Origin of the sequence: Dawidia soli (genome assembly GCF_018598185.1) — a bacterium.
Classification (GTDB): Bacteria; Bacteroidota; Bacteroidia; order Cytophagales; family Cyclobacteriaceae; genus Ohtaekwangia; species Ohtaekwangia soli.
In genome coordinates this window covers 75,554-88,455 of sequence record NZ_JAHESC010000014.1, presented here as the reverse complement: position 1 = coordinate 88,455, position 12,902 = coordinate 75,554, and the positions used below count along the sequence as shown (strand labels likewise).

Genomic DNA, 12,902 nt, shown 5'->3' with positions numbered 1-12,902 from the left:
ACACAGGTTCGAGTCCGGTATCGCAGTTGATAAGGTTATAATGATAAAAGATATATCGCGGGGTGGAGCAGTTGGTAGCTCGTTGGGCTCATAACCCAAAGGTCACAGGTTCGAGTCCTGTCCCCGCTACTAAAGAAGGCGACTCAAAAGGTCGCCTTTCTTTTTTTAATACTCTAAAATTCGTTGTATGTCATTTCATGTCTATGTCCTGCATTCCTTGCAGAATGATAAAATCTATATCGGATACACCAGCGATCTTGAATCCCGATTGAAATCGCACAACGAACTAGCAACTAAAGGATGGACCGTAAAATTCCGACCCTGGACACTCGTGCATACAGAAGTTTTTGAAACAAAAACCGAAGCGATGCGAAGAGAGAAGCAGCTCAAGTCGGCTCGTGGCCGAGAATTTGTAAGAAAAGAAATCTTAAATCAGTAATCGCGGGGTGGAGCAGTTGGTAGCTCGTTGGGCTCATATCCGCCAGGCGGCGGACACAGGTTCGAGTCCTGTCCCCCGCTACTAAAGAAGGCGACTCAAAAGGTCGCCTTTCTTTTTTAATACTCTAAAATTCGTTGTATGTCATTTCATGTCTATGTCCTGCATTCCTTGCAGAACGATAAAATCTATATCGGATACACCAGCGATCTTGAATCCCGATTGAAATCGCACAACGAACTTGCAACTAAAGGATGGACCATAAAATTCCGACCCTGGACACTCGTACATACAGAAGTTTTTGAAACAAAAGCCGAAGCAATGCGGAGAGAGAAGCAGCTCAAGTCGGCTCGTGGCCAAGAATTTATAAGAAAGGAAATCTTAAATCAGTAATCGCGGGGTGGAGCAGTTGGTAGCTCGTTGGGCTCATATCCGCCAAAAGGCGGACACAGGTTCGAGTCCTGTCCCCGCTACTACTAAAAAGCCTTCTAATTGTGGAAATTAGGGGGCTTTTTTGTGTCCGACTGAACAGGAATCGAAACGCCTGTAAATATTTGCAGATCGAGGTCCAGCGAGCACTAATGCAGCACCGTCCAGTCTACTTTTTCGATAGAAGAGCAAACTTTTCGCAGTTTGCTTTTTTATTTTGTAACCTTTGAATCTTTCTGTTTTATTCGTCCTAATGATAGGATGGCACCGGGAATCTTGTCAGTCGGTAATCGATCAATTGGTTAAAGAGTTTTAAGGTATTTAAGTGGAATCTTTTAAGATGTCGAAAATGCTCAATAAATACCTAAAAGACGTTTTAAATATACTTGAAGAAAATTGCATTGGTCTAATCCCGTGTTCGAAGGCCGAAGTTGATAATTTGGAGCATCAGGTTAAAAGCAATTTGCCAGTTGCTTACAAAGAATACTTATTAAGTATGGGAAAATACTCTGGAAGATTTAATGTCGGAACAGATTGTTTTTATCCTGACATACTTGATTTAGGCAAGTATGCAAATGACCTATTAGAGGAGAATAACACTGGTCTGATGCTACCTTCCGATGCATTTGTATTTAGCATGCATCAAGGATATCAGTTCAATTTCTTTAAGCTATTAGATGGAGATGATCCCCAGGTGTTTAGTTATTCAGAGGTATATAAAACGCCAGAATTTAGAAGAATTTCTGAATCGTTCTCAAGTTATTTATTAGCGGAATTGTCGGTCCATGGAATTAATTCTAAGTTTGGGAAGTAGCCGCCAGTTGATCCGTCGAGTCTTTGAAGAATCTGCAGATCGGAATTCAGCGAGCACGCGTGCAGCACCCCTCCAGTCTACTTGAAGAAAAGGCAACAGAGATGTTGCCTTTTTCGTTTTAAGGCTGTTAAACTTCGTATCTTTAGATATCAGGCTAAATTGTATATTATGAGAACATGCACAGTTAAGAGAAAGTAGTCACCAAATGCTCGATAGTTGCTCTGCAGATAATTGTCAATATCATCCATACTCTTGTCAGAAACCATCACACCCGTGACATCCATATCGATCGAGTCTGGCGTTTGCAGCTTTAATTTGAGATTCCCGAGCACTACCCTAAAATCAGGTCCCGTTGTAGCAAGGGTGGTAACAACTATTCGATCTTTACAAAAAATGCCCAAGAACAGGATCCAGGAAACCAATATGGCTAGTGTCCCTAGAGCCATTAACTGATATTTTGATCTCTCTGTCATAACGCTGATTTACCCAGGGGTGATATCAACATCAAACATCTCTGCACGCTCCATAGCACTCGAAAACATACTTTCTAGCGCTCGGATTTTCTCTCAGATCCCGAGAGCGATTTAATCTCTGCTTGAAGCTGAGCGATCATAGCCTTCATCTCGTTGTTCTGCTTGATCAGCTCCTGGATGGCAGCAAGCGCAACGCCCGAGGGGTCAATAGTAGAGATCGACACATCGTCATTACCGACCTGAAACAACGCGTGAAAATCCTGCGCCATCGGGCCTATATGTGATACTGAGGGATCTTCCTCCTTATAGTTCCATCGGCTTATCGATAAGCTCGCTACCTTCTCCAACACCTCTGCACCGTTCAACGGGGTAAAGTTCTCTTTTCGGTTCCTGTCCGAAGCATTGGTCCACGTACCCCCAGGTGTTAATGTTGCGCCGTTGCCGTTGGTGCCATTGGTACCTACACGTATCGCAGCAGCTCCCGGCTGAACGCCAAAACCCCAGGCAACGACATCCTTGTTCCCAAAAACCATTGTGTTGCTCACATTGACTTTAGCGAGTGCTCCGATGGCCGTTGCATTGCTGATGTCAGTAGAGAACATATCTACATCGGCACCAGACCCCAATGCCGTATTGTAAGAACCACTGTAAAGGTAGAGCAGTGCACTGGAGCCCAGCGCCACGTTGTTGGTTCCTGTTGTATTACGATGCATGGCACCATTGCCGATAGCAGTGTTGAACGAGCCGGAGGTATTCGATTGTAAAGAAACGCCTCCGACGCTCGTGTTCCAGCTTCCGATAGTATTAACCCGCATACTCCAGGCACCCACCGCCGTATTTTCGTCCCCTCGGCTTACATTCAGTGCCTGGCAACCCACCGCCGTGCAATTCCAGCTGTCATCGTTTGTGGTCATCATGGCTTGATACCCTACGGCTGTGTTTCTTTTGGCACTGACGATGGTAATGCCGCTCTGATATCCGAAGAAGGCATTCGCGGTATTGGGATCAACATCGAGCCGTCCGGCCCGCTGGTTATTCACGCGAAATGAAAGAGGAACGTTGTCGGTCGTGCCGATGAAAGACACGCCGTCTGTTGTGCCGGCATTGCCGGTAAGCGACCATCCACTGCCAGGTGTCACGGCCGCGAGCGTCTGCCAGCTGGCAGTTCCCGATGCATCGGAAGTAAGAACTTTACCAGCTCCTTGCGTCCCATCCGCGATCTTCACAGTACCAACTACGTCGAGGCTGGTCGATGGAGACTGGGTGCCGATGCCTAACCGGTTATTGATCTCGCTGTATGCACTGGTACCAAAGATGATCCTGCCTTTCGTTGCGTTAGTCGTGGAAGACAGCGAAAGGTTTTCAGAAGCGGCGGTACCACCGATCACGCTCTGGCCTCCGGCTTTGCCGGTACTCAGGTTGTTCGTGATCGTATTCGTGGCACGGGTCAGGCCCGTGGAGAACGTCAGTGCATTTTCAGCAGGCACATTCGAAGCGGCTGTTACCTGTCCTTTGGCGTTAACCGTTACCCGGTTAAAAGTTCCAATAGTGGTATTCACATCGGCAAGCATTGCTGTTGTAATGACGCCATTGCCAATGGCAGTGGCATTTCCAACACTCGTAACCGGTCCCGTCAGGTTAGCATTCGTGGTGACGGTGGCGGCATTGCCCGTCGTGTTTTGGTTGAGGATCGGAAAATCCGCCACGGCAGCAGCGGTTATAGCCGTTCCGTTGCCTTTCAATATTCCCGTCACAGGCGTTTTCAAAGTGATAGCCGGCGTGGTCGTTGCGTTGGCAACGGTCCCCGAAAAGCCGTTGGCCGTGACAACGCTCAGGGATGCAACCCCGGAACCCGACGGCCCAATGAGCGACACTCCCGTGCCCCATCCCGAAGATGTTTTAGGGCCAAAGAGACGGCTCGTGGAGGTGTTAAAATAAAAGTCTCCCGTGGTGCCTTCCGCGGCAGAAGGGTTAGCCGTTCCGTTGAGCAGAGTCTTGCCATGGAGTCCCTGAACACCTTGCGGACCCTCCGGACCCTGCGGGCCTTCCGGACCTTCGGGACCTTGGGGGCCGGGGATTGAGCTTCCCGAGGTTTTTGCATACAGTGCATATGGTACGCTCATCAGTTGCTGCGTACCTGTCAGCGTATAGTTCTTTCCGCCAGATGGGTCTATTTCCGTTCGGATATAGAATGGCCCGGACGCCCAATCAATCCCGGCAAACGTACCCACCTGCGCGGTGCCGTCTCCGATCATGATCGTAATAAGTCCGTTTTCGTTGCTGGCGGATGCATGGGTTTCCTGGTAAACAGCATCATCGGAAAGCGGATCCTGTAGAACACTGATGCGTACCCCGATTGCCGATTTGGACATCAATTCCCCTTCACTATTGCGTACAACCGCCTGGTAAGTCATTTTCTCCGGCACTTGCCCCCAAAGGATCGACGGCATAATGAAACCGACGAAAAAAAGGAAATAAGCAATACCCGATGTATCGCTCATCCTATACGCTATTTGTTTCATATCAATAAATTATTTCTTTATGATCTTGAATGTCTTTGTGGTTCCACCTCCCGTAACCTGGATGATATAGACAGCGGAAGCTATAGCCGATAATGAAATGGAGGAAACTTGTTCTTTGACCGATCCCTTAGCAAGGAGTTTCCCATTCATGTCAGCAACTTGATAGGTATAAGTTTCTGGATTGGGAAGTGTTATTTTTAAATTTACAGAAGCGTTTACAGTAGGATTGGGATACATCCAGATCCCTGCGTCCACAGGTGTTTCCGAAGAGGTATCGAGCGGTTGCTGCACACCTTCCTGCGCCTTACCGGATCCTGATTCTATAGCCAGGACGGCTATCTGGCCAACGGTAAAACTGACCGTGCCACTGTGCGCTGAAATTTGTCCCCCGGCGGCCGCCACGGTGTTCTGGCCATAAAGATCACGGCCTCCTAATAGGCAAAGTGATAGGATCCCCCAAGTGAACAGCACTTTTGCCGACATAACTGTATATTTTGGATGCAAGAGTAAAAATAGGAAGAAAGAGCATGGCAAAATCTTTATTTTGAACGTGAAACTTACCTTGGGAAAGAGTCTTACCGGGCTCCACCAAATACCATTGTATAAAACGGAAGTAATTATGGAAAAGAACTATCATGAGCAATTACGAACATTCCAGCTTGAATGACATAATCGGGAAGAATAGGTATATTCGTACACTTTGCCATGGGCGATGTTCGGTGTACTACATCATGTGAATAATATTCTTTCTTAGGTCGGAAAGTAGTTGTTGGCTGCTCATAGGATGTTCAGCGATCGCATTTGTGCGGCACGGCCTCATACCGGTCAGTACGATCAATCGCTGTAGAATCGGAAACACTCGAGAGTAGGAACCCCTCGTGTTCCAGATCTCTGCGTTTCTGACCGCGTTATTGTGGCTGAAGCGTATACAACGCTAGTTTTTCCCCCCGGCCACGCAGCTCGCTTTCTCCCAGCGATAGAACACTACACCTGTCTGAAAGATCGAGACGCTGCAGGAGCACCCCGGAGATCAGGATGTCGACCTGGTGGCTATTGCAAAGCGACTGTATCCGGGCCGTAGCGTTTAGTACGTCACCGGTAAAGATGATGTCTTTCTTGATCACGCCGATCTCACCCGTAGTGACCTTACCATAATGGAGACCGGCTTTAAAGGCCGGTGCGACTCCGAACTTCTCTAGGTAATAGGCTTTCCGATGTTCAAGCGCCCGCTGCATATCATAAAAACACTGAACGCAGTGCGCGTCTTTCAATCCCTTCTGCAAACGCCACGAGATGACGATTTCATCGCCGACATACTGATAGATCTCACCCTCATGCCGCAGGATAGGATCCGACAGATCGGCAAAATAGGCCTTCAGCATATTGAAGTATTTTAAGTGTCCTATTTTTTCAGCGATCGTCGTAGACGATTTCATATCCAGGAACATAAAGATCCTTTCCTCTTCACGCGGCGTGTGGTACCGGCCCGTCAGGAAATTGAGAAGCACCGCCGGGCCAAGGTTTTGACTTACTTCTGAATAGAATAAAGATACGACAATGACGGCCGCCATGTAGACCTCCACACGCCAAAAGGCACCGCTGGTAATAAAGAGCCGGACATCGTGAAGCGCCTCGGAATCGAAAAGATGGGTTTTAAGAACGACAGCACTATAGATCGTGGTAATGATCATCAGCATCACCACAAGGATAACCAGGTAAAGCAGCGTTTTGAATATGATTTTCTGGGCTAAGCTCATCCGGCTGAACAACCCGCGCAAATACATAGCCTCCAGCGTACCGACAACCAGCCCCAGTACTGTTGTCAACAAGAACGTAGTAAAAACTGTATCTTCGAATCGATACGGGTTTCCGGTGGCGGGGTAATACGTTTGATCTCCAAGAATGCCCTTTTCAAGAATACTATAGACTAAACCGGCACAGCCCCAGATCACACCAAAAGAAACGATCTGGAATATATTGCTTCGAAACTTGTATGACAGCATGGATACGGCGGATAACCAGCCGGAAATGTAGGCACGAAAACCCGGTTTTAAAAACATTAACAGGGAGCTTGCCAGGCGGACAGGCTCCCTGTATAGAGGTCATTTCTTCAACAGTCTTTCCGTTTTCTTCACGCCGTCTACGTCCAGGTGGATGAAGTACAATCCTTCTTTCAAATGAGAGAGGTTGACAGCTTCACCCGAAGCTACCGCTTTCGCGGGGACCACAGTATTACCTTGAGCGTCGGCAATAGTGAGCATAGCATGAGTACCCTCGAATCTTACGATGACCTTATCGGCCGACGGATTGGGGTACACGCCACTGACAACCCCGGGAGCGGTCTTGCTGGCCGTAGCGGCAGCTGTACCTTTTTCGAAGAACTCAAGTTCGGCGAGTTGGAGCAGCGAGCCACTGTTGTTATTGAAAGTAAGACGATAATAGCGGTACGACGTGCTATTGGTAAAGGTAAACACACGCTTTTGGTAACGATAGGGAAAATCTTCGCCACTGCGCGAATCCAGGTTCGTCCAGGTCGTACCGTTTGTGCTGCCCTGCAGCGTCCAGCTGAGCGGATCGCGCTCAGCCGCATCGTTGGCTGACGTAACGCTGTAATGGTCAACAACGAAGTTGCCCGTAGCCTGATATTGTACCCAGGCCGCATTGTGGAACGTCAGGTACTTGGTGTTATGGTTGTTGTCAATGAGGTTGGCAATCCCTTCGGCCGCCGGCGAGTCGCTATACTGCGCGCTAACACTGCCTCCAAGGTTGGTAATGTCATTACCATAGTTTACCGTATTGTATGGAAACGGGAATTGATGTTGTGCCTGAACGAATTGAGTTTCCCACTCGGCAGGCCATCCGAAGGCAAGCGTCGCCTGCGCTTTAAGGTTGGCGTTGGCAGCACCGCTCCAGAAATGCACAAACTCACCCCAGTTCATATCGCGTGAATAGGTGTTGCCATTCTTGGGAAAGGACTGCGCCAGCAGCACGAAGTAGTTGTTCAGCAATGCAGTACCACCGTGGTTGGCATAGATAGGGTAGAACCAATCGCGGAACCAGTAGGTGTTCGCGCGCGGAAAGTTGTCGCTGGTATTGATCATCAGGTTGTACCAGCGCGTTACGTCGTTGGTACGCCCCAACCCTACATAGACGTCGTAGTTAAAGATCTCGGCCCACTTGCTGTCGCCCCACAGCGGGCGGTGCGGCGAACCCTTAATACCTTTCGAAGCACCTTCCACGATGTGGCTCACCTCGTGCGTAGTCAGATCCAGGTCGTTGCCGGCGCCGCTGGTCCACGGGCCCGGGCCGCAGTCCGTCACATTTCGATAATCGTGGCCGGCGTCGAAGTACGTGGACGGATGCCCACCGCTGTAACGACCGGTGTGGAAGATCGCGTACAGACGGTTTTCAGTGCCATAGTTTCCGTATACACTTTTGGTGTAACGCCATACGTCACCCATGTATTGGAAAGGCCACGTAACGCTTGCGCTGACGTTGTTGTCGTAGTACACCGCCACATCGTTGTCATAATACACCCGATTCACTACCTGGTTGTGTTCAAACCAATGCTCTTGCCAGGTGGCAGGAGGTGTCTGGGCCTGCGCGGTAGCGCACAACAGCACAGCGGCTGTCAGGAATGCGATTCTGTTTGTTAACGTTTTCATCATAATTGGTTGAGTTTACTCCGGCACCGACATGAGGCGCCGCGATAAGGGTAAGGTAACACACGACCGATGCAGCGGCCGCTCTCAGTTATTGAATGGCACGCTCCAATTATTGTACGGTATAATTTTTAACCCGGGTAACGGCTGGACGATTTGGGCGTTTGTCCCATTCAATTCAATTTTTGTCCTACACCGCTGCGGATACAGCGTGGTAGCTTTGCCGACGGAATCAATATTCAACAGCATGAAAGCAAAAAAGAAAATCATTATCGTAGGCGCTACCGGAACCATGGGCAAGTACTTAGCCGCCGCATTTGAAAAGGAGCACGATGTGATCAGGGTCGGCACAACCGGTGGAGACTTTCAGGTAGACATTACGTCGACAGGATCCATCGAGCGCTTATTCCAGAAAACCGGTTCGTTTGATGCGCTGATCTGTACCGCCGGCCCCACGTACGTAGGCCCCTGGAAAAACATGACCGACAAAGAATTCCGAAAAGGTCTGGAAGGCAAATTGATGGGCCAGATCAACCTGGTGCTGATCGGGCAACACTATGTCAACCCAAAAGGATCATTCACGCTCATCACCGGTGCGTTGACATATGAGCCGGTCATAAACTTTGCCAACGCCTCAGCCGCCAACGGTGCCGTAGAAGGATTTGTACGTGCCGCGGCCATCGAGCTGGAAAATGACGTTCGTATCAACGCCGTAAGCCCGACGGTGATCGAGAACTCACCACAATACTTTCCTTTCTTCCAGGACATTCCCGTTACCATGAAGCAACTGGAGTACGGTTTCCGCAAGAGCGTCTTTGGGGCAAACACTGGTCAGGTGATCAAGCCCTACTGGGAATCGCGATGAAAACAAAGATAAAACTGATGATGGCCCTGAAGATCTGGGTCGTCATCTTCCCTTCCATCACGCTGTTCCTGTTCCTGTTTGGCCCTGCGTTTTCGACGTTACCGTTATACCAGCGTACATTTATACTGACCACCGTGCTGGTTCCCTGGACGGTGTTTATAGGACTACCGTTTATAGATGCAGTTATTCATCGGATCTCCCAAAAACAAAAGGAATAGTACGGAGAACATAGCCCGGGCATTCAGTCACTTAAAGAGGCGATTCGCAGTCGCCTCGTTGGCATTTTCATAAAATTGCCGCATCTTCATAAAACAATAGAAGCGTGTATAGAATATGAACCGTAAACCATTCTTTAACGGAGCGATCATCGCGAACTATTTCCTGTCCAGCTACCGCCATGTACTGCGGGATAAGGTCAACTCTACATTTAAGATCGCAGGACTTACACTGGCCATATTCAGCCTGATGGTGGTGACGCTTTACCTCGCCCACCAGCTGTCCTTCGACCGATATCATCCTGGTTACGAACGTATATATCGCGTCAACACCCAACGGTTGGAAAATGGCCATGCCGAGCAATATGGTATCGCACCGTTTGCGTTTGGCAGCATGCTCAAGACTGGGTTCCCGGACCTGGAAACCAGTGCCCGCTTAGGCATCTTCAATGGCAGCCACCTGCGCGTAAACGACCGTATTGTGTACGGAGGCGTCTTTTCGGTAGACAGCACATGGTTTGATATCTTTCGGTACACATTCATAAAAGGTTCTCCGAAGGCACTCACGCGACCCGGTACCATCGTACTGACCGAAACCTTGTCGAAGAAGCTTTTCGGCGAAGACGACCCCATGCAAAAGCTGCTGACCGTCAATAATGAAAAGACCTTGTATGAGGTTGCTGCCGTTATCAAAGACATCCCTACAAACTCCCATATCCGGGTAGATGCCTTTGTACCGATCCATCGCGCCGATGACTTCACCGCGCAGCAGATAATCTCACCGGTTGACTTTGTAGAGAACTCGACAGTACTATTTGTCAAGCTGCACGAGCATTCAGATCCCGCCCGGGTGGCATCGCAGCTGGAAGCCGTTGTCGATCAGCACATCGGTAAGAAACAGCGGTTAGCGGCCGGCTTCAACGTTTCGTTGCAACCATTGGAAGACATTTACCTCGCCGCGCCATTGAAATATGAATTTGCAAGAAAAGGCAGCATGGTATACCTGTATGTCTTTTTGATCCTGGGCTTATTCCTGTTTGCGATATCCTGCATCAATTATGTGAACCTGTCGTTGGCGGGATTTGTAAATCGTTCACGCGAAATGGGCGTGCGAAAGGTAATGGGCGGAAGGAGATCGCAAATTGTCGTACAGGTGGCCCTGGATACAGGGGTCTACGTCCTCGGGTCGTTTGCAATAAGTGTAGCCATGCTGTACTTGTTGTTTCCGAAGATTCAGCAATACATCGATCCCGACTTGCCGGTAGCACTGCTCACCTCACGTGCATTTATGATGACAACCGGCGGGCTGCTGTTGGCCATCACGGTTATCGCCACCGTCATACCCGCAGGTTGGTTTGCCGCCAATACTGTCGTCAATGATCTGAAAGGCATCTATGCGCGTGCAGGAAAGATGAAGTTCAACGACTCTCTGTTGTTGGCGCAGTTCGTGATATCGATTATCTGTATTGGTGCCACCCTGACCGTCTCACGGCAGATTGATTTTATCCACAGCAACGACCTGGGGATAAACCGAAAAGACCTGCTCGTACTGACCATGACCGAAGACTTTACCACGCAGAAAATGATCGCCCTGAAAAGTGCTTTGAAGTCTGTCGCCGGCGTGACACATGTATCGAATAGCTCCTTTCGCATAGGCGGTGGCTATTGGAAAGATTGGTATTCGGTACAGGTGGGAGAGGAGTTGCGGGCGGTAGAACTATACGAAGTCTTTTCAGACGATGAGCTTTTTGAAACACTGGGCATGAAGGTGCTGCAAGGCCGCGTGTTTGACGATCGGCATAAAGCCGATAGCGGTGCAGCATTTGTCATCAATGAAACGGCCGCGCGTGCGCTCGGACTTACTAATCCTGTCGGTACGCGCATATTGACCCATCCGGAAGAACCCGGCAAATGGGAAGGAACCATCGTCGGAGTGGTCAACGACATCAACATTAGCACGCTGCATCACAAAGTACAGCCACTGGTCATGCGCCTGCCCTGGCAGAATCAATACCCTGAATATTTTGTGTATGTCAGGATCGAAGGCGATGCCGGAACCATTGTGCCGGCGATCCGGAAAAAATACCAGGAACTGCAACCCGGTTACCCACTGGAAGTTGTCTCGGTCGACGATTTCTATAATCAGGAGTACAAAGCGGAAAATCGGGCCTATGCGTCACTACAGGTCGGCACATCTGTTATCCTGCTCATATCGGCGCTCGGTATATTCTCCCTGTCCGCGTATTTATCGGTCAGGAAGATGAAAGAATTTGGAATCCGTAAGGTAATGGGTGCAAGCGTCGGAAACATTGCGGGCCTCCATGTATTCCACATCTTACGCGTCGCGTTGGCCGCCGTAGGTATCGGCCTGCCTGTGGTATATTTTCTAATGGACGAATGGCTCGGAGCATTTGCCTACAGAATACAGCAGACCATCGCGAGCGCGGCCGTCGTCATCGCCATTACGGGTGTGTTGGTTCTCGTATCGGCGGGCTACGCAGCCCTGCGCGCCGGCATGGTTAATCCCGTGAAGGTGATCAACAAGGTTTGACTAGTTCCGTTTCATCAGCGAGAAAACCTTCTTGCCAACTGTTGCGATTGCCACAGCGATCAGACCGGCAACAACGCCGGCTAAAAATTCGCGGATGGTCTCAGGCAATTGCGGGAGGACATGATGTAGATACGCGATGTTGTGAACAAAGATGCCACCGGAGACCAGGATCAGGGCGATCGTGCCGACAACCCCCAGCGTTTTGATCACCAGGGGGAGTGACTTGACCAACAGTGTGCCCAGCATCGACACCACGCCCTTATTGCCGGAACGTTTGATGAGGTGATAGCCGGCGTCATCCATGCGCACGATCAGCGCCACGAGACCGTAAACACCCACCGTGGCCAGGATAGAAACAATCGACACGGTGATGATCTGCATCGTCAGGTTTTGATCCAGGACACTCCCCAACGCAATAATGACGATCTCGAGCGACAGGATGAAATCGGTCGTAACCGCCGATTTGATCTTTTTCTTTTCGGACTCGCTGCTATCTTCGTCGTCACTTTTTTCGATCACTTCGTGACCGGTCTTCGGGCGATGAAAAAGGAACTCGACAATTTTCTCAACACCTTCATACGCCAGGAAGAGCGCACCGATGATCAAGGCCGCTTTGATGGCGATAGGAAAAAAGGTGTTCAACAACAGCGCCAGGGGAACGATAATAAGCTTGTTGATGAAAGAGCCTTTGGCAATGGCCCATAACACCGGCAGCTCGCGTGACGACAGGAACCCCGTTGCTTTTTCAGCGTTCACCGCCAGGTCATCGCCCAATATGCCGGCCGTCTTGCGTGTTGCCACCTTGGCGGTAGACGCCACGTCGTCCATCAATGCTGCTACGTCGTCTAAAATCGCGAAAAACCCTGATGCCATAAGTGCTCGTGCTAAACGGCAGCAAAGATAAAATTTAAATCCAATTCCGAGATTAAGTGCTG

General features: G+C 49.6%; 11 protein-coding genes and 3 tRNA genes. 9 read left to right on the top strand and 5 right to left on the bottom strand.

Annotation, left to right across the window (positions count from 1 at the left end; genetic code table 11):
• Positions 1-56 precede the first annotated feature (56 nt).
• The 6 genes from KK078_RS11525 (at position 57) to KK078_RS11500 (ending at position 1,679) form a co-directional block, all read left to right on the top strand.
• Positions 57-129 (top strand) — tRNA-Met (locus tag KK078_RS11525).
• A 58-nt stretch (positions 130-187) separates the two neighbouring features.
• On the top strand, positions 188-439 hold the full coding sequence (locus KK078_RS11520; protein WP_254090425.1) for a GIY-YIG nuclease family protein: 252 nt from the start codon (positions 188-190) through the stop codon (positions 437-439).
• A 2-nt stretch (positions 440-441) separates the two neighbouring features.
• Positions 442-519 (top strand) — tRNA-Met (locus KK078_RS11515).
• A gap of 58 nt (positions 520-577) precedes the next feature.
• Positions 578-829 carry a GIY-YIG nuclease family protein gene (locus KK078_RS11510; protein WP_254090424.1) on the top strand — a complete coding sequence of 84 codons (252 nt, stop codon included), beginning with the start codon at positions 578-580 and terminating at the stop codon, positions 827-829.
• A 1-nt stretch (position 830) separates the two neighbouring features.
• Positions 831-909, top strand: a tRNA-Met gene (locus tag KK078_RS11505).
• Positions 910-1,214: 305 nt separating this feature from the next.
• Positions 1,215-1,679 (top strand): SMI1/KNR4 family protein, encoded by a 465-nt coding sequence (locus KK078_RS11500; RefSeq protein ID WP_254090423.1) that lies wholly within the window; start codon positions 1,215-1,217, stop codon positions 1,677-1,679.
• A gap of 547 nt (positions 1,680-2,226) precedes the next feature.
• On the opposite strand, the gene KK078_RS11495 is transcribed toward KK078_RS11500, so the two are convergent.
• The 4 genes from KK078_RS11495 to KK078_RS11480 form a co-directional block, all read right to left on the bottom strand.
• Complete coding sequence (locus KK078_RS11495; protein ID WP_254090422.1) at positions 2,227-4,524, bottom strand: tail fiber domain-containing protein; 2,298 nt, start codon at positions 4,522-4,524, stop codon at positions 2,227-2,229.
• 159 nt (positions 4,525-4,683) lie between these two features.
• A complete protein-coding gene (locus KK078_RS11490; RefSeq protein ID WP_254090421.1) occupies positions 4,684-5,157 on the bottom strand; it encodes a T9SS type A sorting domain-containing protein in 474 nt (157 codons plus the stop codon).
• Positions 5,158-5,582: 425 nt separating this feature from the next.
• Positions 5,583-6,677 (bottom strand): adenylate/guanylate cyclase domain-containing protein, encoded by a 1,095-nt coding sequence (locus KK078_RS11485; protein ID WP_254090420.1) that lies wholly within the window; start codon positions 6,675-6,677, stop codon positions 5,583-5,585.
• A gap of 99 nt (positions 6,678-6,776) precedes the next feature.
• Positions 6,777-8,342 (bottom strand): T9SS type A sorting domain-containing protein, encoded by a 1,566-nt coding sequence (locus tag KK078_RS11480; RefSeq protein ID WP_254090419.1) that lies wholly within the window; start codon positions 8,340-8,342, stop codon positions 6,777-6,779.
• 241 nt (positions 8,343-8,583) lie between these two features.
• On the opposite strand from KK078_RS11480, the gene KK078_RS11475 reads away from it, so the two are divergent.
• The 3 genes from KK078_RS11475 (at position 8,584) to KK078_RS11465 (ending at position 11,967) form a co-directional block, all read left to right on the top strand.
• Positions 8,584-9,201 carry a short chain dehydrogenase gene (locus KK078_RS11475; RefSeq protein ID WP_254090418.1) on the top strand — a complete coding sequence of 206 codons (618 nt, stop codon included), beginning with the start codon at positions 8,584-8,586 and terminating at the stop codon, positions 9,199-9,201.
• Entirely contained in the window at positions 9,198-9,419 is a 222-nt protein-coding gene (locus KK078_RS11470) for a hypothetical protein (RefSeq protein ID WP_254090417.1), read from the top strand. The genes KK078_RS11475 and KK078_RS11470 overlap by 4 nt, the downstream gene beginning before the upstream one ends.
• Positions 9,420-9,534: 115 nt before the next feature.
• The gene (locus KK078_RS11465) at positions 9,535-11,967 is read left to right on the top strand and encodes an ABC transporter permease (RefSeq protein ID WP_254090416.1); all 2,433 of its coding nucleotides are present in this window, start codon (positions 9,535-9,537) and stop codon (positions 11,965-11,967) included.
• Here the strand turns inward: KK078_RS11465 and KK078_RS11460 are convergent, their stop codons facing one another.
• Positions 11,968-12,840, bottom strand: coding sequence for a DUF808 domain-containing protein (locus KK078_RS11460; RefSeq protein WP_254090415.1), 873 nt, complete (start codon positions 12,838-12,840; stop codon positions 11,968-11,970).
• Positions 12,841-12,902 lie beyond the last annotated feature (62 nt).